This window comes from Bdellovibrio sp. HCB-110 (assembly GCF_047323225.1).
GTDB lineage: Bacteria > Bdellovibrionota > Bdellovibrionia > Bdellovibrionales > Bdellovibrionaceae > Bdellovibrio.
Map to the genome: position 1 here is coordinate 2,640,796 of NZ_CP178750.1, position 21,599 is coordinate 2,662,394.

The following is a 21,599-nucleotide window of genomic DNA, read 5'->3' on the forward strand; positions in this document are numbered from 1 at the left end:
AACGAAGTGGGCCTGTGCCGGCGCATGGATGCGCGAACCGCGCGCCAGCGCGGCGGCAATTGAGCCACGATGGCGTGCCCACGCAGATCTAAGCAAGCATTAAATGCCATCACCAAATTCGTCGCGCTCGCGACGTCCCATCTAGAAACCCGTATCCAAGAGCGAAACGTCTCACTCTAAGAATGAATCCCAAATCGACTAACCACTAATCAGACATTGTCTAGACATTGATTGACACCCCCTAGAGCCACATCGAAGGAATGGCTTTTGGGAGGTGGTTCATTCTAAGAACTCATTCATTCCGCGCACTTAAGGTTTCGGCACGACCCTTGAACTTACCTACTAACAACAGGAGGTCGCGGATATGAAAACGAAAAATCTCAAAATCGGACTCGCCATAGCTGCCGCAACGCTCACGTCAGCTCTTTATATGAACTTCGATTTCTTTAACTGGAACTCACTCAATGTTTCCACGATAGAAGTCGTTAACGAAGCGTCTCGCATCTCTCACGCGAAGGAGTTGCTCGGTGGCAACTACAAAGGCAGTGATGCGCAAAAACTTGAAGGACGCAGAGCTCTTAATGAAATGATTCACAACAAAGTTCAAAACTCTCTAGCTCCTAAATGGAAAGCGCAGTCACGCACAATCGCTCGTACCGTGATTACAGAGAGTTCTAAATACAAAATGGACCCTGTGTTTGTGTTGGCGATTATTAAAACCGAAAGTAAGTTCAATCCTTTGGCTCTCGGCCGCTTTGGTGAGATTGGCCTGATGCAAATCAAACCTGATACCGCAGAGTGGATTGCTAAAAAATACAGAATTCCTTGGAATGGCAAGAAGACTCTTGAGAATCCTTCATCGAACATCCGTATTGGTTTGGCTTACATGAACTACTTGCGCACAGAGTTTAACGGCAAAGCACTTCGTTACGTGAGCGCATACAATATGGGACCACGTAATGTCCGCCGTCTCCTTGCGAAAAATTTGAAACCTGCAGAGTACAACTCTCGCGTGATGAAAAACTACGGCGAGCTGTATGCAAAAATCTCTGACAACGCAAGCGTTGTGATCGCAGCTAACTAAGCAAAAGGAGGAAATCTTTCCTCCTTTTGTCCTTCTCGAAACTTAAGTGCTCCCCGCTCTCACCCATCTGGAGCCACTTTCAAGGTAATTCAAAAATCTTTTTTTTATACGCTTCAAAACCGTACATAAACATTAAATGTTTTGCGCGTATCAATTTCACTCTAAAAAATAAGTCCTTTACTCCGAAAAGACACTGTCGCTCAGAGGGGGACACCAATGAAGTATCAATACTATCTTTTCAATCCTCGCATTCTGTCTGATGAAACTGCCGAACTCGCGAATCAAGTTTACGAAACGTGGAAGTCTGTCTATGCCGGAATTTTTGATTCCCTGCACACGGAGGACTATTATCGGAATGAGATCATCGCGTGTATTAAGGACATGGAGGCGAATAAGATTGTCGCCTTCCACATGTATAGCTGCTTTGATTCACGGGCCGTATCACATATGGAGCATCGGTATATGGAGCCTTTCACTCCAGAGCTTATTACCCAGTTCGAGAAGGAAGGCGCTAGCACCTACATGTCGCTGGAATACTTGGGAGTCAATCCTGAGTATCGAACAAATGTCACGGGAATCAAGTTTGCCGACCTTACGATCTCATTAGGACTGCGTGTATTTGAAAACTCTCCGTGGGATGGTCTGCTCGCTGTCGCCCGTATGGACTACAAGATTCACGAAAAGGCCCAGCAGATGGGAATGAGGCCTATTGGACATATTCTGAGAGCTCAATATCCCTGCGAACTTCTCTTCTTGAAAAAAAATGAGACAAGAGCCCTGCAAGATCCTTTTCTTGCGAAGATGGTGGATCAGCTTTGGGCCTCTAAGGTGAACTACGTGCAACTTCTTACAGAACAAGCACCGAAAAAACGTCACTTGCGAATCGCTTAAATTATTTAACATAAACTAAAGAGGAACGTTATGAACAAAAAGCAGCTTGCAACACTCATGGACGGCGAGATCAAAGCTCTCGGAGAAAAACTGATGAACTCTCCTTGGGAAAACGAAGAGTTTTACAAAGGATGGCTCGCGCAAACCTACTATCTCATTCGTCATACGACCAAGTTCTTAGCTCTTTCTGCCGCCCGCCTTCCCGTCGAAGCACGGGACCATCACTATGCTATGCTTGATCATATCAAAGAAGAACTGAATCATGACTTCATGCCGATGAAAGATCTCGAGAATCTTGGCGGACATGTAAATCAATATCGCGAGTTGCCGGAAACAGAAATGATTCGCCAACTGCAGTATTATTGGATCGAATTTGAAAACCCTCTGGCTCTTTGTGGTTATGCCTTCATACTTGAAGGTGCCGCGAAGTTTTATGGCCCACGCCTTCTAGAAGTGCTTGAGAGTAAATATGGCAAAAAAGCGACTGTGCATTTGCGAGTTCACGCGGTCGTAGATCAAGATCACTATGAGGAAGGTCAGAAGTTTCTAGCAACCCTCAGCGATAAAGACTGCGAGTGCATCGCAAAAAATATGCAGCAGGCAGGACTTCTGTATATCCGCATGATGGAGAGAATGGCCGCAGAATGCGCTCAAAACAAACTGCGCAAAGCGGCTTAAAAAGCAGTTTCATTGGGACATAAAAAAAGGGACTTCTGTAGAAGAAGTCCCTTTTTATTTTGTGTCTTAAGATTCAATATTAGTTTGAAATCACATCTGCAGATTCGATCACAAGAATCGCATCGACGCGCTTATTTTTCTTAAGCGGGCTGATCAATTTCAACTGTTGCATGAAAGTCATGCCGTTCTCGCCACGAATCTCTCTAAGAGTGTGGGGTTCAATTCCAGGAACATAACTTCCTTCGATTTCACCAGAAATAACTTTTGCCGCTGCATCAAAAATCTTCATCGTCATGGCTGGATCTCTTTCATAAAGATTCCACCACTCCACAGAGTAAAGCTCTTCCAATGTGTAAGAGCAGCATTCAAAGAATTTAAAGTTACGATAAAGCTGTTTGCTGTCGTAAGAGTAAATTTCAACAAGATCTTCATCCGACATGTAGTTGAAAACGTCCGCGCGTGGAACGTAGTTCAACTTACGGAAAGCTCTCCATGTAAAGCTGGAGTTGTCTTTCAACTTGTAGCCTTCAGAAATTTGCTCTTCGCAAAGTTCTTTGAAGAATGTCAGATTTTCGACGATCTCTTGTTTTTTCTCGATAGGAAGAATTGTGAAGTGAGGAAGACCCTCAAGGTAGGGTTTGCGGTGAACACCTTCTGTCGCAAGCATCATACAAACTCTTTGTGACAGAGCTTTGAATGAGTTCTCCAATTGTTTGGATAAACTATTTTCTGAATCTTGTATTTTTAAAACTTCAATCGACATGCCTCACTCCCAATCAACTTTTGTTACACGTGAGTTGCAATAAACATATCGACAAATCAGCACTTTGTCCAATTTGCAGAAGGATTTAGGAAAAAACTTACCCCTCCTTTACTAACTTGCAACGTTTCTATGGGGAATTGAAGGAGTTGGGAGAGAAAAACCCCGCGTTTAGGACGCGGGGTTGATAAAAAACTTTATACGTTTTTGTTTAGGAAATCGAGAATAGCGTCTTTTGGATGGTTACCAACAAGTTGGCCGATCTCACTGCCACCTTTGAAAAGCAACATCGCTGGAATACCGCGGATACCGTATTTGCCTGGAGTTCCAGGATTCTCATCCACGTTTACTTTTACGATTTTTACTTTTGGGCCTAGCTCTTGAGCAACTTCTTCCAACTTTGGAGCCAAGGCACGGCAAGGTCCGCACCACTCTGCCCAGAAATCTACTAGGACTGGCGTTGAAGAATTCAAAACTTCTGTTTCAAAAGAACTATCTGTGACTGGCGTAGTTAATGTGCCCATGAATGGCCTCCGTCTAAATCAAGTACCAATTTCTATTACTAATTTGAACATCAAATGGTCTATCGTCAAGATGCGCGAGGAGCAATTATTTTTTAAAGAGGGCTTTCGTAAACTCACGGCGTAACTTATCGAGTTCGTTCAGGTTTTGCTCGTCCCAATCCGCTTCGAGCTGCTTCTGGCGACGACGCGCCTCAACTCGGGTCACTGTGCTTTTCGGAGAGACCTTCACATCTGCAACCATTCCGCTGTATTTTGCAATACGGTCTTTGAGGGTCTTTTCTGACTTTTCAAGCTCCTCGCGAGCCTTGGTTTGAACAGCGGCTTCTTCGTCTTCACCAACTTCAGAGACTTCGACACTGTCGGCGGGCTGAAGAAGATCCCCATTTATGGTTTCTACTCGCTCCACTTCCGGAGCTCCACCGCCCAATAACTCCCGCTCCAAAGCTTTCAAATCGACATCGGGAAAAGCCCCTTCGGCATCGCTGGTAGTTTCAGCCTCCGCCCCTGCCGACGACATGCGATCACCAAAGCGGAAAGATACCTTTTTGCCTTGTTCTTCAGTATTTAGCGTGAATTCTTGAGAATCCACCTGAACTCTTTCAGGGTCTAATGAACTCTCCTCAGACTCGGGATTTTCCCCTTCAACAATTCCTTTAACGTAGATCGCCTCCCCTTCCGGAGAGTGCTTAGGGCCCCCTACCGTTGAAGATGTCTTCTGGGGGCTTTCAACGTGCATGGATTTATTTAAACGCTCTAACAAAATGGCTTCATCGTGCCCGAGAATTTTCCCGATCACCTGCACCAAGCGAAGAGGCGGCACTGGCGCTTCCAAAATCATATCCACACGGATGCGAATAAGCTCTTGAGGATTCGGCTTGAAGTTTGCGGGAAAAATAAGCACGGACTTTCCCTGCCAGCGGGTCATCTCTTTCAAACGCTTTCCAACGCCTAAAGAGTTCACCTTACCACCACGCCCAGAGCCCACGACAAGATCCGGATTGAACGCCAGCATTTGTTCCGCAATAGCGTACTCGCTTGAAAGGCCAATCACGTCGAAGCCGACTTTTTTAAGAGTCCCCTCCACTGCCATCAAGTCAGCGTAATCCTCGTAAACCAAAAGAATCTTGTTCATAACAACATTGTCAGATAAGGAGTCTTTACCGTCAATATGCGTTCAAAAAACTCGCTTCTGGACAATGGGCGCGATGACTCTGGTGACGGATCACCCTACAATGATCAGCAACTATAAGGAGACTCCTTTTTGAGTATCTTTTCAGGAAAAAAAGCAGCGCAGTACATTTTCTTTGAGATGCTTCCAAGCTTCATTCTGGGACTCATGGTCTTTATCTCAATAATTCTCATGTTTCAGGTTTTACGCCTGACGGAGTTTGCACTTGTTCACGGAGTGACACTTAAGACAATTGCCGAAATTATTGGCTATGTCGTGATCTCCCTTTTGCCCGTTTTATTCCCCATGGCCTTGTTATTCTCTGTCCTCCTGACTTATGGACGCCTTAGCCAGGATTCTGAAATTGTGGCTATGAAAGCCTCGGGACTTCCTATGGGAACTCTCCTGTTACCCGCTCTGGTTTTAGCTCTTCTTGTTGGAATTATCTCTGCGCAGATGTCGTTCAACATCGCCCCTTGGGGGAACAGACAGTTTGAGGTTCTCTACTCTCGCCTGGCCAATACAAAAGCGGGAGCCGTCATCAAGGAGGGAACTTTCTCTGAAGGTTTCTTTGACATGGTGGTTTATGCCAATGAAGTAAACTCTGACAAAGGTCTTCTGAAAAAAGTTTTTATCTATGACGAGAAGTCAGGAGATGTTCCCTTAACGATCATTTCTAAAGAAGGCGAAATCATCCCTGATCCGGAACGCCCTGGCCATGAAGTGCTCTTGCGCTTAAAGAATGGCGAAATTCACCGTCAGGCAAAAACTCATACGAAAATCAGTTTTGATACCTACGACGTGCACTTCTCAGAACCGATGAATCTGGAAGAAAAAGCCAAGTCGCCGCAGTCTTTAACTTTGCAAGAAGTGCGTGGCCGCCTGAAAGAAGACCTCAAAGATGCGGAGCTAGAGCGCACGCTGCGCACGGAATATCACAAGCGCTGGGCGATCTCGATTCTTTGCATTGTCTTTGCGATGATCGGTGTGGGTTTGGGAACTACGACAAATCGCCGTGCTGCTAAGGCCGGTGGAATGATTCTTTGTATTGGTCTGATTATTTTTTACTGGATTCTTTATGTCGCTGCCGAAGGAGCTGCACGAAGTGGCACATTGCCAGTGGCCCTTGCCATTTGGACGCCCAATTTTATATTTGCTGCTTTAGGTGCTGAGGCTTTAAGAAGAAATTGGAACTGAGCTTAGAGGCGGCGGTCTAAAAATTAGAGCGATGCAGTAGCATCCATACTACCACGGTCATCCTTGACCACATCGCCCCTCCCTTAAATCAAATGGTAGGGGCAATCCCTGCTCCTTGCAAAAGAATTTTTTAGATCATTTCATTTTTTTCTAAAGGATTTTGGTTACTTAGCAGCACCACTATAGGTAGTGGAAAGCCTCTTGGTTGTCCGCTATCCCTACTGGGGACATTTTTTCTTGTGATAATTCAGAATTAAAAAACATGGATAGATCTTGAGCATCTCTCACCATCTGAGCCCCCTCCATCAGAAGATCTAAGCTGCCTGCGAAATGAGGGTCTAAGGGATGACCGGGGACAACTCCTACCGCACGGCCCAATTGAATCGCTTGCTGTGCGGTGATCAAAGTTCCACTGCGTTTGCGCGCTTCTACTAACAAAGTGGCTTTCCCTAAAGCAGCAATCAAACGATTGCGATGATGAAAGAGATGTTTGTGCATTCTTTGTTCGTAGGCATACTCACTCAGAAAACATCCGCCTTGATCTACGACAGGAGCGATCCATTCCTTTAAACTTTCTGGATACAGATTTCCTAACCCCGATGGCAAAACAATCACAGTCGTAGAATCTTTCCTCAAAGCTGTAGAATGGGATTTTTGATCTACACCGCGGGCACCACCACTGATAACACATGGTTTTTCTTTTTCGCAAAAAGGAGCAAACTCTTTTTCCATCCATTGAACGGATTCAAAACTAGGCTCCCGACTTCCCACGACGGCCAAAGTTCTTTCGTTGAGCCACGCGGGCGACCCCAGAAAGCTCAGTGTGAGCGGCGGCTCCGCCATCCAATAACACTCTTGCGGAAAAACATCCTCGCCGTAGCACACCAACTGCACGCCTTGCATTTTCAGTTTCAAACTTTCTTCGCAGTGATTTTTAAAAAGAGCATGATTTTTTTGAAGAGCCAAAAACAATTCTGGCAGGTGCTCTTTTAATTCTCGCAGAAGACTTTCCGCGCAGAGGTTCTTGTTATTACCAAGAGTCCGATAGAGATGATGAATTTCATCGCGTTGTACGGTGTAAAGAGGATGCGCCTTAATAAGTTGAGAGAGGGAATACAAATCATTCATGCGAAAAGGGCCCTGCAATCTGCAGAGCCCCTTCGTTTGATCTTATAATTCGAGGTCAGAGTCGTCGGTTCCGGAATCCGGCGTTGCTTCCTGAGCGGGAGCATCTTCAAAATCTTTTTCAAAATCCTCGCTGGATTCTTCTTTGCTTGGGGCCGGGGCTTCCGCAGCCGTCGGCTCGCTAAAGGCATGAGTCACGAGTTTACCCACGTAATCACCCAGCAAAATATCGTCCGTCGCTTTAGAAACATAGGCTGTTGCAAAGTTCGGAGACACCCGCACCACTTTCGCGGTCCCAATCACACGGTCGTTAATCACAGCTTCCACTTTTTTATTGCGCACTCTTTCGTCAGCATAGATCGGAAGAGTTTGTCCAACTTGCAAGCCTTGGCTTGAACCACCATCTAAGAACACCAAAGAGTTGGAACCAAAGAGGCTGCGTTTTTTATCAAACTGCCCGCCCATGATTTTTGCACCCACTCCAGAGGTCAACGCTCCCACAGAAGGATCAATCATTGGCAGCTTGCCCGGAGTTAAGATCGCGCCCACTTCCAAAGGTTGAATCGCTTTTTTCACAATGGCGCGGTAAACGTTCTTTTGCTCATTCACGCGCTCGACGATTTCAATCTCTCCTTGGATTTCAACCATGTGACCTTGGCGATTTTTAACTTGCGGGTCTTTGACTTGTGTCAGGTTTTTCTGTGCTACAAATTCTTTGCCGCCGCCCTCATCAATACGTACGAACACGTATTGATAATCGCCTGCCGTCTTCATGGACATCTCAGTTCCCGTAATCACACCCACTCCATATGCCGGAGTGTCGCTGATGTAGTACTCCAGATATTCGAGCCCTGCCGGGAACTGGTTCTTAGGAAGCTCCAAATCCATTTGCACGGGTGGAGCATTCACCGCCCCCATGCGATACAAAGGCAAACTGTCAGGAAGCTGTTTCAACAAGGGTGTACGTTTTTTAGGTGCTGGCAGCGCTGTTTTTGTCGTCTGCGTGCGCACCTCTTCAGTGCCGTCGGCATTGACAACTTTTTCTTCTTTCGTCGTTGTCACTTCCAACGTCGGCGCATCTTCCATGCTGCCAGGGAAGAATTGCACATTCATGCCAGGATCAATTTCATGGGGATTCAGAATAAGTCCCTTATTCAAAGACCACACTTTCGGCCAAAAGAATTGATCGCCAAAAAGCGTTGTCGAAATCCCGGAAAGCGTGTCGCCCTTTTGCACTTGATAAATTTCCGCCTGACGAGGGCCTACGGCTTTTTCCCAGGCTTCTACCGAAGTGGGCTGCTCATTGTAGGTTTTGTAGATACGATGGAACTCGGACTCTCTGGAGTAATCAGGCTCGTTGCTGCCAAATGCTGCTGCTGGCGTCTCTGTCGTCACAGCAGGAGTTGTTGGTGTCGCCAGAACATCTGCCGGCTCCGTCGGTTCTGCATACTCTGGCGGAGGTGGAGCAACCTCTTCACCACCAGGGCCAATTTCTTTAAACTCAGGAACCGTGGGTTCCACGACTTCTTGCTTTTGCGGTTCAAGAACATCCAAAGGATCTGACTCCCAATTAGCATCAGGAGGCGTGTCTTGAGCTTGCGCCAAAAGAGCACAAAAAATTACAGATAACATGACAGAGAACTTTTTGTTCATCACTCTTGCGTCCTTGCGAGAAGTGTTCGTTATTTAAACATCTTTAGTTCAGCATCAGCACGGAAAGACTCAGGACTGCCCGGGAATTTCACACGCACTTCTTGCAAGTTGCGTTTTGCAAAATCCGGCAAATTCATTTTTTTATAAGTCATGGCTTTTGCAAATTTCGCAGCTCCGATTTTGTTGCTGCGAGGATAATCTTTTTCAATTCGCGCAAAGTATTTAATCGCCTCTGCGTAGTTGTTGTGATCTACCGCCATGCGGCCTGCTAAGAACAAGGCATTGTCGGCGTAGGAGCTTTGCGGAAATCTTGTGAGAAGACTTTGCAGACGACTCTTAAATGCAATTTCATCATCGTTCTGATAAGCGCTCACCATTTCAGCATATAAGGTGATGTCATTTTCTTTCGAAAGATCTTTTCCTGTGAGCTCCACCAGAAGAGATTGTTGACTTAATTCCTTCGCAGATTGTTTATGTGCTTGTGCGGCAGGTTTTGCCAGTACGCTCATTGGAACACTTAAAAGGACCGTTGCTGCTAATAGTCTAAGTTGCTTCATCTCTCGACACCTCGTGATCTTTCTCAAGTATGACACGCATTGAGAAGTGCAAACAAGCAGGAGTTATCCACATAAAATGTTGAGTTATTGTAATGCTAGACCTTGGACCTGTTCATTTTCAAGGCTTTCAGCGATTTGCATAGAACTTGTGCACATCTTAAATATTTGATTTTACTGTGTATTACAACATTAATGCCCTGTAATTCAGCGTAAAAATGTCAGATCTTAAAATCCGCCCACAGGAGACGCGCGGACCCGATGACAGATTATTTTAGAAATCGGGTGCGTTATGAAATTTGCTAAGTGTTGAGAACTATGATTATTCTACTCTTCCTTGCTCTCTGCTTAAGCACACCACTTCCGAACTCTTTGCTTATAAACACATCAGCAACATCCTCTGTTTTTCACGAAAAATGTTTACAGATTCTGCCGAAGAAATCACAACATCTCGCTTCGTTAGCATCTTTAGTTTGTGGCGAAAAAATCACAGATCAAGAATTGAAGAAAAATCTTAGCAAAACTTCTTTGATTCACATCTTCGTTGTTTCGGGTTCTCACCTGATTTTGCTTGATGAACTCTTAGGCATTTTAAGAATTCCAGTCCTTGTAAGATTTCTTTTTCTCGGCGGATATTCTCTTGCCGTGGGTTGGCAAGCTCCCGCAGTTCGGGCGCTCTTAGGATTCTCCACACGCGAACTTCTCCACCAACGGAGGGTTTACCTCCCCAATGATCTCGCAGTGCTCGCCACAGGCTTCCTGACGCTGATTCTGTTTCCGTCCTGGTGGGACTCCCTCTCTTTGCAAATGAGTTGGTGTGCTGCACTTGCTTTGTCGTGGAGTTCGATTCTTCGAGTTAAAAACACCTTTGCGAGAACTGTTTTATCACAGCTTGCGATTTTCTTTTTTATGAGTGCTCCTCTGTGGGGGCTGGGAAGCCTGCACCCGTTAAGCATTCTTTATAATTTATTTTTAGCGCCATTAATTGCGTATTTGCTCTTACCCTTAAGTTTTCTCGCGGTCGTTCTTTCGCCTTTTTTATTTCTGTTTGATCGCGTGATGAACTTTTTTATGCAAGTTCTCCCCGCTTTGTCTGAACCCATTGAAATCGTCAAAGGGTCGACTCCCTCGACCGCATTTTTGTGGATGTGGATTCTGATCTGGCATGTGTTCTTTCACTATTTGCGTTTGCGCCTGTGGCAGGGAAAGGACTCCCCATGAAATACTTTGTCTTTCTTGTCTTGAGCCTAAGTGCCAGTCTATTAAAAGATATTTCATCCCACTCTTACATGGTGGTTTGGAATGTCGGACAAGGACAATGGGTCACCGCCGTGACTCCCACCCACTGCTATCATTTCGATACCGGAGGAGAATATTTTCCATGGGAAAAGATTTTTCGTTCTTGCGAAGGAAAGCAAAACGTTTTGAGTCTAAGCCATTGGGATTGGGATCACATCGGCGCCCTCTCTAAACCAGCTCTGCGTTCCCGATTAAAAAATCTCTGTATCGCTCTTCGTCCTATTGGCAAGTCGAGCGCTCGCAAGATGGCTCTTCTTAAATCATTTTCTGCGTGTGAAAAAAGTCTTCCTGAAGACCTACTGTCGTGGACTCCACAACGGCAGGCTAAATCCAACGATCAAAGCCATGTCGTCCGCTTTGGCAATGTTTTACTTCCCGGCGATTCGTCATCTTCGCAAGAAAAAATCTGGCGTTTTCTTCCGTGGGTAACACAGAGTCAGGTTTTGATTTTAGGTCATCACGGAAGTGCCACGAGTACCTCTGAAGATCTCTTAAGATCTTTACCTCATTTAAAATTAAGCATCAGCTCAGCCCGCTGGAGCCGCTACAAGCATCCTCATAGCTCTACGGAGGCTCGCCTTGCAAAAGCGCGCATTCCCCTTTTACGCACGGAAGATTGGGGAAATATATGGATCGAAAGCTATTTTTAAACGGTATGGGAGCGCTTATGTATTCCAAACGAGACCGCTTTTGGGCGTCTCTGTCTATGCTGTTAACAACATAGGAGGTCGATTAAACAATTTAGAGGGGAGAAACCCTCGGCACGGAACATGAATAAAGGGCTTCGAACCTAATTAGAACGTTTATCTAAACAAACATAAGGAGTTCCTATGAAAAAGATGGTTATTGTTGGTCTATTGCTTGCTTCTACAATCGCTCAAGCTACTGAGATTTCTCAAGTTTACTCTGCTTCTGTAACAAGCACAGTGGACTCTATCTTGGCGATCCCTCTTTTGACATCTGCGGGTACAGCTGGAACTTCAGCTGCGATCTCTGGCAATACTCACAAGCTAGTTCTGGCTGCAAAAGAAGACGCTGCTACTTTCGTAGCTTCTGACGCTGCTATTCGCGGTGCTGCTCTTCAAAAAGCTTTGGAAGCTATCCGCGCTGAAAACCCAGCCTTGCAAGCTTCTGATCTTGATATCGCTCAAGGCATCTTGAAAATGTAATTTACTTCTTGGCGGAGCATCCTCTCTCACTTCTCGCTCCGCCATCTCCCTCCACTGTTCGTTGAAAGGAGTTCTCTATGAAATTAATAGCTCTACTTTCACTCAATCTTCTTTTGACAGTGCAGGCTTTCGCTTTTGGATACGATCTCTCAGATAAAAGTATCACTCCGGCGGCTCGTCCCGCGTTACAAACTCTGTTTACTAAAGCTTCCAAATTGCTTCCGGCGACTCTGAAGCAAAGTCTTAAAAAAGATCTTAAAGTTGAAATTTCGGATTTAAAATCTAAGAACAAAGATGCCATGGCTCTGTATCGTCGTGGCCGTATTTATTTAGATCGCACGGTGATTAAAGAAGTCATTCGCGGTGAATCTTTGGCGACACCGACAAACAGAACTCATAAAACTCTTTATAAAGAAATCCTGGCGGCAGTTCTTCACGAAACAGCCCACGCCTATGACCATGAGAACGTGCACTCTTCAGCAGAATACGCACAAATCAACTATTGCAATACTGATGACGACAACAGAAATCGCAATCGTGGAACACCGGAATGTGCGCCCTATATTAATATGAATCGAAGCTTCTCACAAAATCCGTACTTCCTTTTGATTGCAGGTTTTGACAGAGACGACGAGAGCTGGATGAAACATCGCAGCCCTGACATCTATGAACTCACGGATCACGAAGAGTCTTTTGCCGTCAACATGGAGTACTTCCTTCTTGACCCTGAATACGCTTGCCGTCGCCCGACTTTGGCGCGTCTTTATAAGTCACACTTCCGCCATGATCCATTTCCAGGTGTGAAGTGTGATGCTCCTTTGACTTATGTTGTTCCGAATTACAAAGAAAACGAGAACCCCGTTAAGAAAATTGATTTGAGCCGCGTTTACCAAGTTCACTATTTCCTGGCAGACGAAGGCGAAGACATGTCCAGCGGCTGGGGTCACTCGATGTTCCGCCTGGTGATTTGTTCTCCGGAAAGAAAAACTGTAGGGCCCGAGTGCATGAAAGACGTGAATGAGCATATCATTCTTTCTTACCGAGCTTTCGTAAATGGCATTCAAATCAACACGCTTAAAGGTCTGAACGGTTCTTACCCGTCCCGTTTGTTCTTTGTGCCTTTGTCGCAAGTGATTGACGAGTACAATAAAACAGAAATGCGCGACATTAAGAGCATTCCGTTGAATTTGACTCGCACTGAACTTGCTCATTTCGTGACTCGCGCTATTGAAACTCACTGGAGTTATGACGGTAAGTACTACTTCGTTTCTAATAACTGTGCAACGGAAAGTCTAAATCTTCTTCAGGCTTCTGTGTGGAGACCGGAGTTGATTTATGCCTCTATCAAAACACCAATGGGCCTTGAAAAAGAATTGGTCAGAAGAAAACTTGCTGACAACTCGATGTTTAACAATCGTCTTAAGGCGATTGAAGACGCTTACCTTTTTGACTCTTACAGATCCCGTTATGATATGACCTATGCGGTCCTTCAAAAGACGTTGCGTCTGCCTTACAAAGATTTTATGGAGTTTTTAAAACTTTCCGCTAAAGATCGTGGCACTGTTTATAAAGGCATAAACCGTCTGACGGGCAAAGAGCGTTTGAAATCCGCTGCGGCTCTTTTGATGTTGGAAACAGCGGCTCACCGCTTTGTTCTTGCTAATATTCACACGACTTTACAGAAGTGGGTTTTGAACGACATGAAAACCGCGAAAAAGAACAATCAAAAGTCTGACGTCGTTGAAGTGACTGAAAATATTCTTAAGATCAGCAATATGTTCTCGCAACCTTCTGCGTTCCTCGTTGGCGCTCCAGGATATGGTCTGCCTTCGCAGCAAGACTGGGTGACTTTGGAAGAGCGTGCTCGTCAGAGCCAATCACAAGGCGGCATGGTTTATAGCCAAGCGGAAGCTCAAATGCTGCAATTGATTTCTCCAGAGCAACAACGTGAATTGGATCAAATCAAAGCTAATACGGCTTTCGGTCTGACGTTTATCAAGGCGATTTAATGTCTCATGTTGAGGCATCATACGAAAATCATTGATAAATTAGGGCCTTTGTCAAATCCATAGACAGCTCTAGTTCAATATAAGCCAAACGGGTCTTGGCGCGAACATTGAACTAAAACCTGTTATATGAAAAAAAATAAACTTTCATTCAAACTGTTTCTTTCAGCCCAACTTGTCGTCGCGACCCTCTTTACGGCGACAGTTCCTTACTCCGCTTTAGCACAAGGCCCTCAGTGTGCTGAACTCTTCCTCGCCGAAGGCGGAGCCTCAGCCCTGAGTGCTGCGAAGGTCAGTAAAATCGGGACTCTTAAAGAGATTCGCGAAAGTTTAGAGACGAACTACAAGGAACGAAATAACATCCTTGCCAAACGTTATCCGTCATTAGAATTCGTATTCAAAGATCCAGAAGCTTTTGTCAAAACTATGAAGCAAAGATTTGAAACGCAAAAGCAGATCACACCTGAAGATCCGCGCCTCTTTGACTTCCCCGAAGCCGCTCCGACAATGAAAGAAATCAGAGCCGATTTGGAAAAATTCCGTCAGGAATTGATCGTCGAACTACAAAAAGAAAAAGGAAGTTTTGCTAACAAGGCTTCCCATATGCTGCTTGGTAAAAGATCTGGAAAAGTTGAAACCACTACAAAGGTTCTGCAATACATTAATAAAGTCCAAAACGATATCGACACCATGGTGAATAGCAATAGCTATCCATATCGCGATACCGTTTACACTTTATATTACTATTCACGCGTTCGCGGATTCTTCCAATTCAAGGAGTTGGGAGCCTACCACCAGGTAGCAAAATATATTGATATGGCTATGCACGGTTACCGCCGACTTAATATTGACGCGGAACTGCGTCTCTACGAATCCAAAGGCAGCCCTATCATTCAAGTTCGCAGTGGCCGTATTGCCCATGAGTTCCGCGTTGCTGAAGTTCCCTTCAGAGATGCCTTCGAAAGAAAAGATTCTCTAGAATTCGTTATTATTCCTTCCGTATACGCTTTGGGATCATCTGCATTCTTGCATGTGCTTCCTCATAAAATTCACTTCCTTGGCGCAACAAACACTCCAGTTCCGGCCGATGGCTTCAACCGCCCGGGTGGTTTATTCTGGATGCATGACGTTCGTCACGAAGCGGACCGCTACATGAAGGTGAACGCCTACCAAAAGGCACAAAACTTGACTCCGAAACAAGAAGAAACTTTGGCTTTGCTTCAACAAAAATGGCAAGCCGACTTTCTGAAAATGAAAAACTCAGTTCAAGACCCAAATATTAAAGCGGCCTTGGAACACTATCACTTCTACACTCACCACGACGTTGGCGTGCCTCTCACTCCAAGTATGTTCCTGAATCACCATAAAGATGGCATGTCCGTGTACTATGCCTTCTTATGGCATAAAAAGAATGCGAAACAAGACCCTGAATTTAAAGACTGGTTTAAGAGCACTAAGAAGGCTCAAGAAATTCTTACTGAGTTTTGGACCGAACGCCTTCCTCTTGAAAAACAACTTCTTCAGAAGGATCCGGTAAAAATTAAAAACTGGGAAGAGTGGTTCCCTATGAGCCATACACAAACCAAAACTCAAACTTCTGTTTTCAATAAAGCTATTGAGTCAGGGGCCCTGGTTCGCATCAGCACTGAAAGAAATGGTGTTGATGGCACTCTCTCGAAAGTTATTTACAGTCAACAAGGTGAACCTATTTATCTTCAGTTCTCTGGCAAAGCACGACTTGTGGATAGCGCCAATGAAGTGATCCCAGGCCAAGACATAAATGTCCATGCTCAAGGATATTCGTCGCCTGTGGGTAAAATCAAATCCGTAATGGCTGACGGTCAATTGGTGACGGCGAACTCACTGCAGGCAAATCAAAAAGTAGAAATTCAGTATGAGTCAGGTATCACAGTGAGAGGAGAACTTTCAAGAGTGACGAGAGATCTAGCTCAAAGCCCTTCTGTTTTGACTTTCTCTTCGGCTGAAGTTCACTTGAACGATAAAGCTCTTTATAAACCTGAATGGGGAAGCTTCGACCTTATCCTTGGCGAGCAAATTAAAAAAGTTGAATTCCTGCTTTCTATGGAGAAGTGATATGAAAAAATTAATTATTTTTATAGCCATAGCACTATTCCAAGTTTTCTCTTTCGCGTCAGCGGACTCAAACAACGTCGCCGGCCACAGTTCTTCTTATAAATATTTCGAGAAGATGAATCAATTCGGGCGATTGACAGACTATCAATTCAAAGCCTTCCTTGATCACGTACAAAGTCAGTATAATTTAGACTCTTCGACGCGACTTCAACTCGAAGAGGCGATTCAGATGCAAAGAAACACTTTGTGGTCTGAAATCCAAAAAATGGAAAGTCTTTATAATAAGATCTTCATTGAAAAAACCGCGACCAAAGAAGACAGAAAAGCTCTTGTCTATTCCGAGTCGAACCTTTCTGTGGCAATCCACCGTCAGCTCATTCACCTTCATGATTTTTTGAAGTCCAACAAACCAGGCTCCTATAGACTTTCCCAAAAAACGACGAAACTTATTGAAAAACTGAACACCATTTCCAGCGATTTAAAGGAAGGCAAATCCATCGAGGTTCCAGCCTCTATGGGAATCAGCCAGGTTTTCCAAGCCGGACAGAAACTTCCAACCTCAATCTGTAAACTTGTAGCAGGCTTCTGCACTCGCGCGTCTTTATCAGAATTAATGGATTCACTGGATGAAAGAAACTTTCTGCGCGACGGACAAAAGTATCAGTACAAAGGAATTTCCAACATCAAGGCCGAGTTGGATAAAAATAAAAAAGCCGTATTTATTCTTATTGGCAACCACGACCAACCACTCATGGACATTGCTCTAGCCCGCAACGTCTCTGTGCAACTTGGCAGTGACCAGCATATTACAATGACGAGAAAGTCGGTCTATCCTATTCCTCCTCCAGAAAAAGCTGGCGACGTTGTCTTTGTCGTCGATAACGATCCTAAATCAAATCCCGTTCAAAAAAGTTTAGATCTATTGACTGAAAACATAGTTAACAAAAACAAGGATCGCGTCAGCCTTGCCGTTTATCCCGAAGGCATGCTTCCTTACACCGGGGGACAAATGCCGATGACGGTTAAAGAAGGGGCTTTTGTTATTGCTAGAAAATTAGCCGTTCAATTGGAGGCTTCAGGAGTTCCGGTATTCTTGGTTCAAATGAAGACAAACATTATTGAACATCTTTCCGCAACAAATGCGATTGCACCTGAAGTTAAAATGGAGTTCATCGAAAGAGTTCCTAGCAACCCGATTGACAAAAGTCAGCCGGATGTCTGGATTGAAACAAAACGACTCCAAGCAGAAAACTCTTTTAACTCTCACCGTGGAAATACTCAAATTGACGTTTTTAACTTGGACAAAGTCCCTCACTCTAAAATACCCTATGGCCTAGAGATGAGATCATGCTCGAAAGTATTTATACCTTAGCCGCATTACACATTTTATCGACTGTTTGGTTTCTGCTTGTCTTTATCCCGGCAAAGAGAATTTGCTGGGGTTGGCTTTGGATTCTGCAAATTGTTGTCACGGAGTGGATTTCCATCGCAGTTCTGGTTTTCGCTCTTCTTGCCGTCTATGACTTTTCTTTCATTCTTTATTTTATCCCATTGCTTTACTATTTATTCGCTCGAAAAAGCACAGTTTATTTTTCGGGAGCAATAGCATCTGATTCGCGTTCAGATGATACAGAGGTTCGCTCTTGGTTTCATAAAGTGGGGCGCTTTATTTGGCCATTTAAGTTCAATCCTCAAGCGAAAACTTGGTCTGAACATTTGAAATTCGAGACAAGTCATCCGCAGAGAATCTGCATCCACATCCACGGTGGCGCCTGGAAACATGGAGATGCCAGCCAGCTCACTTCTATTGCTGGTCTTTTAAATGAGAAAAATATTGAGGTCATCTCTATCAACTACAAAAAATATCCGGAACTTACTTTAAGCCAAGTTATTCTTGAAGTTGAGAATACATTTAAGTCAATACTCGACAATTACGGCGACAAAAAGATCATCCTCTACGGCCGTTCTGCCGGCGGCCACTTAGCCCTGCACTTAGCGAAAAAATGGCCCCAACAGGTTCAGAAAGTGATTGCCCTCTATCCGGTGACGGATCTTGAAAATCTTTATCTTGAAAGCGACAACAAGGACGTTTTAAAAACACATACTTGGATGCAAAAGATTGTGGGGAAAGATCTCAAAGACGGCTTGGCTCTTTACAGAGAATTAAGTCCGATCCATCTTCTTGGCAAAGACATGCCTCCCGTCTTGCTGGTTCACGGAGAAAACGACCCCGTTGTTAACGTCAAACAAAGCCAACGCTACTTTGAAGAGTTAAAGAAACACAATCTAGAGTGTACTTTTCTGCGGTTTAAATATGGAACTCACGGATTTGATGCCGTCTGGAATGGTCCTAGCATGAGCCGTTTTAAATCGGTCCTTATACAATTCCTAAATTAAATTTTCTCTTCCAGCCATTTATTTGTGTGAACGCGGAAATGCTCGATGACCTCAGCGCCCCGATCCAATCGGTCTGGCCCCATCTTGAAGGGACTGCGGGTTTTAAAGAAATATTTCTGGCGATGAAGATTGTTATAAAGATATCGATCTTCCAGACGACTCATCCATCCGTCTGCATGCAGATAATGAATGACTGGCGTGAGTGAGTTTTCACTCACACCTTTGTGCCCCGCCCGGTCCCGAATTCCTCCATCCCAGTAGCGATGCTGTCCGATGCGAACCGGATGAAACAACACAGGAACGGCTGAAGAGGCGCGGCAAGCAACAGCAATCGTTCCCGTCGTCACCACTTCGGTTTTTCTTTTTTGAATATTAAAAACCGAGATATACAAAGGGACTTTCGTCTCTTCAAACGAAGAGACGAAGTATTTACTCATCAATTGTTCAAACTTTTGCCCCTGTAAATATCCCCACCCCAGGGCAGGATCCCAAAAATCATTTTTTGTTATTCCTAAAAAAATCTTTTTCAGATCCTTCGCAGAATATCCACTAGCCAGCCCCGCCGCAACCAAGGAACCAGCACTGCTTCCGCTAAGCGCCTGGGCCGCTAAAGCATTTTCTTCAAGAGCTTCGACAAAGCCCACATGCGCAAAGAAACCGAAAAAACCCGAAGATAAGCTCAGCGAAAAGGGGGACTGCTTTAATAACTCAGAACGCCGAATTTGCACGCGAACTTTCCTGAATTGCTCTTTCAATCATGCTCTTTAGCGCCGTCATCTGAGCACCCGACTTCGTCATATAATTCGGGCCTGTGAAACCGAACCAATCCCAACATGCGTAAGGATTGTCTTTCTGAATTTTTGCTGACTGCGGATAAAGTACTATGATGCGGTTTGTTTCTGCCCACTCATTGTAGCCGCCCATATTCACAAATTTATCTTGGATAAAATCCGGATTCATTTGGCAACCGTGCAAAGCTACGTGCAAACGACATTGATTTCCCTGCTGACATTCCTGAGGGACATAGACCCAGCCCTCTTTATAAAGAGGTGTCTTTTCATCGCCGAATTCTTTTTGCGAATACTTAAAAAGGTTTTTGGGGTCCGCACTTCCACGCGCTTGCAACGGTCCGTAGGCAGATTTTAAAATTTCACCTGCAAGATCAAAGTTGCATTTTAGAATCCACGGTAAAAATCCCATTCCGCAGGCGTTACCTGAATTCAGTGTCGGAAACCCGTGAGCGGAGGCTACTGATTTTTCAGCGGTCACTTGCGACGGATTTACAAATGCATTGTAGAACTCTTGAAGTTTTTCAGAGTTGAGCGGATTGATGACGCTGTCTTTGGGACTTGCGAAGATATAAACTTTTTGACGGCCAACATGGGTCACAGAATCAATCTGCCCCTCATCAGATAATTTTCGAGCCTGGGCGATTTGCACTTCGGAATTAATTCCCTGCGGCTGTCCCATGCAGCGGCTTTGCGCTTTCTGCGAATCCCCTTCTGAACACCAATAAATTCCCCCTGCCACACTGGCAACAGCGGAAATATCTTTTGAAAATGCCGTTCCCATCTGAACTGCCATATAGGCGCCAGAAGATACACCGGAAATAGAAATGGTATTGCGATCAATTTTCCAAGAGCCCAAGGGAGCTGCAGGTCCGGGATTGGGTACTGGCCCCGGGGCTGGAAGAGGTAATTGGGGTTGAGAGGCAAAAACACTCGTGACCAATAAAGCAAGAATCGCCGACATAAAAACCTCCAAGGATTTTCCCAAGTGTTCGCCGAGAGGATTTACTTGTCAATACAGTCGGTGGCATTTGCAAAAATAAACGCCCGCATTTTTGACTGCGGGCGTTTGAGATTTCTAGAGTAGAAACTTAAAAAATTAACCTTTGTATGGTTTGTATTCCATGTGAAGGTCGCGTGCTACTGGCTCGTAACATACGTAACCACCGTACACGTTCAAACCTTTGAACAATGCTGGAGATTTCGCAATAGCGTCTTCAACGCCCATTGCCGCCAACATTGAACCGTACTTCGCAGTGACGTTTGTCAAAGCGTAAGTAGAAGTTCTTGGTACAACGCCTGGCATGTTAGGCACGCAGTAGTGGATCACTCCATCAACTTCGTAAGTTGGTTGTTGGTGAGAAGTTGGGCGGCAAGTTTCAATACAACCACCTTGGTCAACTGCGACGTCAACAACAACAGAGCCTTTGCTCATAGAAGAGATCATCTCTTTAGAAACAAGAGTCGGAGCTTTGTGACCAGTGATCAACACGCCACCAACAACAAGGTCAGAATCTTTGACTGATTCTTCGATGTTTTTTGCGTTAGAGTACAAAGTCATGCAACGACCTTGGAAAATATCATCAAGATATTCCAAGCGGGCTGTGTTCACATCAAGGATTGTTACAGAAGCGCCAAGGCCTACAGCCATTTTCGCTGCATTCGTACCAACAACACCACCACCGATGATAGTGACTTTAGCTGGTTTTACGCCCGTTACACCACCCATCAAGATACCTTTTCCACCATGATCTTTTTGTAGGTAGAAAGCACCGATTTGAGTCGCCATACGACCAGCAACTTCAGACATCGGAGTCAACAATGGCAATGAACCGTTGTCGAGTTGGATTGTCTCGTAAGCAACTGCTTTCACTTTGCGCTCACAAAGAACTTTTGTAAGCTTCGGCTCTGCTGCCAAGTGAAGGTAAGTGTAAAGAATTTGGTTTTCCTTCATCAATTCGTATTCGTCAGGAAGTGGCTCTTTCACTTTTTGGATCATGTCTGCTTTCGCATACACTTCTTTTTTAGTGTCGATGATTTTCGCACCAGCTTTTTCGTATTGTTCGTTGCTGATACCAGAACCAACACCCGCATCTTTTTCTACGATAACTGTGTGGCCTTCTTTCACGTACTGGCGAACGCCAGCTTCCGTAATACCAACACGGTTCTCAGAAATTTTAATTTCCTTAGGAACACCGATAATCATGATTAC

20 protein-coding genes are annotated in these 21,599 nt (G+C 44.8%); 11 read left to right on the forward strand and 9 right to left on the reverse strand.

All coding sequences use genetic code 11. From position 1 onward, the window contains the following. The first annotated feature begins 364 nt into the window (after positions 1 to 364). The 3 genes from ACL934_RS12570 (at position 365) to ACL934_RS12580 (ending at position 2,653) form a co-directional block, all read left to right on the forward strand. Positions 365 to 1,084 (forward strand): lytic transglycosylase domain-containing protein, encoded by a 720-nt coding sequence (locus ACL934_RS12570; RefSeq protein ID WP_374073868.1) that lies wholly within the window; start codon positions 365 to 367, stop codon positions 1,082 to 1,084. Positions 1,085 to 1,300: 216 nt separating this feature from the next. Then, complete coding sequence (locus ACL934_RS12575) at positions 1,301 to 1,975, forward strand: hypothetical protein (protein WP_374073870.1); 675 nt, start codon at positions 1,301 to 1,303, stop codon at positions 1,973 to 1,975. 30 nt (positions 1,976 to 2,005) lie between these two features. Continuing rightward, entirely contained in the window at positions 2,006 to 2,653 is a 648-nt protein-coding gene (locus ACL934_RS12580; RefSeq protein WP_374073871.1) for an iron-containing redox enzyme family protein, read from the forward strand. Positions 2,654 to 2,732: 79 nt separating this feature from the next. On the opposite strand, the gene ACL934_RS12585 is transcribed toward ACL934_RS12580, so the two are convergent. The 3 genes from ACL934_RS12585 to ACL934_RS12595 form a co-directional block, all read right to left on the reverse strand. Next, a complete protein-coding gene (locus ACL934_RS12585; protein WP_374073873.1) occupies positions 2,733 to 3,416 on the reverse strand; it encodes a hypothetical protein in 684 nt (227 codons plus the stop codon). A gap of 194 nt (positions 3,417 to 3,610) precedes the next feature. Further along, positions 3,611 to 3,937 carry a thioredoxin gene (trxA, locus tag ACL934_RS12590; RefSeq protein ID WP_374073875.1) on the reverse strand — a complete coding sequence of 109 codons (327 nt, stop codon included), beginning with the start codon at positions 3,935 to 3,937 and terminating at the stop codon, positions 3,611 to 3,613. Between the two features lie 85 nt (positions 3,938 to 4,022). Further along, positions 4,023 to 5,069 carry a hypothetical protein gene (locus tag ACL934_RS12595; protein WP_374073877.1) on the reverse strand — a complete coding sequence of 349 codons (1,047 nt, stop codon included), beginning with the start codon at positions 5,067 to 5,069 and terminating at the stop codon, positions 4,023 to 4,025. A 129-nt stretch (positions 5,070 to 5,198) separates the two neighbouring features. Here ACL934_RS12595 and lptF point away from each other — a divergent pair, with 129 nt between their 5' ends. Further along, a complete protein-coding gene (lptF, locus tag ACL934_RS12600; protein WP_374073879.1) occupies positions 5,199 to 6,302 on the forward strand; it encodes an LPS export ABC transporter permease LptF in 1,104 nt (367 codons plus the stop codon). A 180-nt stretch (positions 6,303 to 6,482) separates the two neighbouring features. On the opposite strand, the gene ACL934_RS12605 is transcribed toward lptF, so the two are convergent. The 3 genes from ACL934_RS12605 to ACL934_RS12615 are packed head-to-tail and all read right to left on the reverse strand — an operon-like array spanning position 6,483 to position 9,637. Continuing rightward, positions 6,483 to 7,430, reverse strand: coding sequence for a DNA-processing protein DprA (locus tag ACL934_RS12605; protein ID WP_374073881.1), 948 nt, complete (start codon positions 7,428 to 7,430; stop codon positions 6,483 to 6,485). A gap of 42 nt (positions 7,431 to 7,472) precedes the next feature. Next, positions 7,473 to 9,080, reverse strand: a complete 1,608-nt coding sequence (locus tag ACL934_RS12610) for a LysM peptidoglycan-binding domain-containing protein (RefSeq protein ID WP_374080474.1) — start codon at positions 9,078 to 9,080, stop codon at positions 7,473 to 7,475. Between the two features lie 29 nt (positions 9,081 to 9,109). Then, a complete protein-coding gene (locus ACL934_RS12615) occupies positions 9,110 to 9,637 on the reverse strand; it encodes a tetratricopeptide repeat protein (protein WP_374073883.1) in 528 nt (175 codons plus the stop codon). A 315-nt stretch (positions 9,638 to 9,952) separates the two neighbouring features. Between ACL934_RS12615 and ACL934_RS12620 the strand changes: the two genes are divergently transcribed. The 7 genes from ACL934_RS12620 to ACL934_RS12650 all read left to right on the forward strand — a co-directional run bounded on the left by ACL934_RS12620 (position 9,953) and on the right by ACL934_RS12650 (position 18,599). Then, a complete protein-coding gene (locus ACL934_RS12620; protein WP_374073884.1) occupies positions 9,953 to 10,855 on the forward strand; it encodes a ComEC/Rec2 family competence protein in 903 nt (300 codons plus the stop codon). After that, positions 10,852 to 11,583: a ComEC/Rec2 family competence protein gene (locus ACL934_RS12625; protein WP_374073886.1), complete on the forward strand. Its 732-nt coding sequence runs from the start codon at positions 10,852 to 10,854 to the stop codon at positions 11,581 to 11,583. Before ACL934_RS12620 ends, ACL934_RS12625 begins: the two co-directional genes overlap by 4 nt. 180 nt (positions 11,584 to 11,763) lie before the next feature. Continuing rightward, the gene (locus ACL934_RS12630; protein ID WP_374073888.1) at positions 11,764 to 12,102 is read left to right on the forward strand and encodes a DUF2388 domain-containing protein; all 339 of its coding nucleotides are present in this window, start codon (positions 11,764 to 11,766) and stop codon (positions 12,100 to 12,102) included. 77 nt (positions 12,103 to 12,179) lie between these two features. Then, positions 12,180 to 14,111: a DUF4105 domain-containing protein gene (locus ACL934_RS12635; RefSeq protein WP_374073890.1), complete on the forward strand. Its 1,932-nt coding sequence runs from the start codon at positions 12,180 to 12,182 to the stop codon at positions 14,109 to 14,111. A 126-nt stretch (positions 14,112 to 14,237) separates the two neighbouring features. After that, positions 14,238 to 16,202, forward strand: coding sequence for a hypothetical protein (locus ACL934_RS12640; RefSeq protein WP_374073892.1), 1,965 nt, complete (start codon positions 14,238 to 14,240; stop codon positions 16,200 to 16,202). Position 16,203: 1 nt separating this feature from the next. After that, entirely contained in the window at positions 16,204 to 17,574 is a 1,371-nt protein-coding gene (locus tag ACL934_RS12645; protein WP_374073894.1) for a hypothetical protein, read from the forward strand. Beyond that, complete coding sequence (locus ACL934_RS12650; RefSeq protein WP_374073896.1) at positions 17,550 to 18,599, forward strand: alpha/beta hydrolase; 1,050 nt, start codon at positions 17,550 to 17,552, stop codon at positions 18,597 to 18,599. Before ACL934_RS12645 ends, ACL934_RS12650 begins: the two co-directional genes overlap by 25 nt. Here ACL934_RS12650 and ACL934_RS12655 read toward each other — a convergent pair. The 3 genes from ACL934_RS12655 to ald form a co-directional block, all read right to left on the reverse strand. Then, positions 18,596 to 19,327 (reverse strand): patatin-like phospholipase family protein, encoded by a 732-nt coding sequence (locus ACL934_RS12655; RefSeq protein ID WP_374073898.1) that lies wholly within the window; start codon positions 19,325 to 19,327, stop codon positions 18,596 to 18,598. The genes ACL934_RS12650 and ACL934_RS12655 overlap by 4 nt on opposite strands. After that, complete coding sequence (locus tag ACL934_RS12660) at positions 19,308 to 20,351, reverse strand: PHB depolymerase (RefSeq protein ID WP_374073900.1); 1,044 nt, start codon at positions 20,349 to 20,351, stop codon at positions 19,308 to 19,310. Before ACL934_RS12660 ends, ACL934_RS12655 begins: the two co-directional genes overlap by 20 nt. Before the next feature lie 135 nt (positions 20,352 to 20,486). Further along, positions 20,487 to 21,593, reverse strand: a complete 1,107-nt coding sequence (gene ald / locus ACL934_RS12665) for an alanine dehydrogenase (RefSeq protein ID WP_374073902.1) — start codon at positions 21,591 to 21,593, stop codon at positions 20,487 to 20,489. Between the last annotated feature and the right edge of the window lie 6 nt (positions 21,594 to 21,599).

Excerpts from the sequence above, each read along its gene's own strand:
- ACL934_RS12595 (WP_374073877.1), bottom strand. The coding sequence starts at position 5,069 with ATGAACAAGATTCTTTTGGTTTACGAGGATTACGCTGACTTGATGGCA.
- ACL934_RS12660 (WP_374073900.1), bottom strand. The coding sequence starts at position 20,351 with ATGTCGGCGATTCTTGCTTTATTGGTCACGAGTGTTTTTGCCTCTCAA.
- ACL934_RS12620 (WP_374073884.1), top strand. The coding sequence starts at position 9,953 with ATGATTATTCTACTCTTCCTTGCTCTCTGCTTAAGCACACCACTTCCG.
- ACL934_RS12625 (WP_374073886.1), top strand. The coding sequence starts at position 10,852 with ATGAAATACTTTGTCTTTCTTGTCTTGAGCCTAAGTGCCAGTCTATTA.
- ald (WP_374073902.1), bottom strand. The coding sequence starts at position 21,593 with ATGATTATCGGTGTTCCTAAGGAAATTAAAATTTCTGAGAACCGTGTT.
- ACL934_RS12630 (WP_374073888.1), top strand. The coding sequence starts at position 11,764 with ATGAAAAAGATGGTTATTGTTGGTCTATTGCTTGCTTCTACAATCGCT.
- ACL934_RS12570 (WP_374073868.1), top strand. The coding sequence starts at position 365 with ATGAAAACGAAAAATCTCAAAATCGGACTCGCCATAGCTGCCGCAACG.
- ACL934_RS12580 (WP_374073871.1), top strand. The coding sequence starts at position 2,006 with ATGAACAAAAAGCAGCTTGCAACACTCATGGACGGCGAGATCAAAGCT.
- ACL934_RS12575 (WP_374073870.1), top strand. The coding sequence starts at position 1,301 with ATGAAGTATCAATACTATCTTTTCAATCCTCGCATTCTGTCTGATGAA.
- ACL934_RS12615 (WP_374073883.1), bottom strand. The coding sequence starts at position 9,637 with ATGAAGCAACTTAGACTATTAGCAGCAACGGTCCTTTTAAGTGTTCCA.
- ACL934_RS12585 (WP_374073873.1), bottom strand. The coding sequence starts at position 3,416 with ATGTCGATTGAAGTTTTAAAAATACAAGATTCAGAAAATAGTTTATCC.
- ACL934_RS12610 (WP_374080474.1), bottom strand. The coding sequence starts at position 9,080 with ATGAACAAAAAGTTCTCTGTCATGTTATCTGTAATTTTTTGTGCTCTT.
- ACL934_RS12645 (WP_374073894.1), top strand. The coding sequence starts at position 16,204 with ATGAAAAAATTAATTATTTTTATAGCCATAGCACTATTCCAAGTTTTC.
- ACL934_RS12605 (WP_374073881.1), bottom strand. The coding sequence starts at position 7,430 with ATGAATGATTTGTATTCCCTCTCTCAACTTATTAAGGCGCATCCTCTT.
- ACL934_RS12650 (WP_374073896.1), top strand. The coding sequence starts at position 17,550 with ATGCTCGAAAGTATTTATACCTTAGCCGCATTACACATTTTATCGACT.
- ACL934_RS12635 (WP_374073890.1), top strand. The coding sequence starts at position 12,180 with ATGAAATTAATAGCTCTACTTTCACTCAATCTTCTTTTGACAGTGCAG.
- ACL934_RS12640 (WP_374073892.1), top strand. The coding sequence starts at position 14,238 with ATGAAAAAAAATAAACTTTCATTCAAACTGTTTCTTTCAGCCCAACTT.
- trxA (WP_374073875.1), bottom strand. The coding sequence starts at position 3,937 with ATGGGCACATTAACTACGCCAGTCACAGATAGTTCTTTTGAAACAGAA.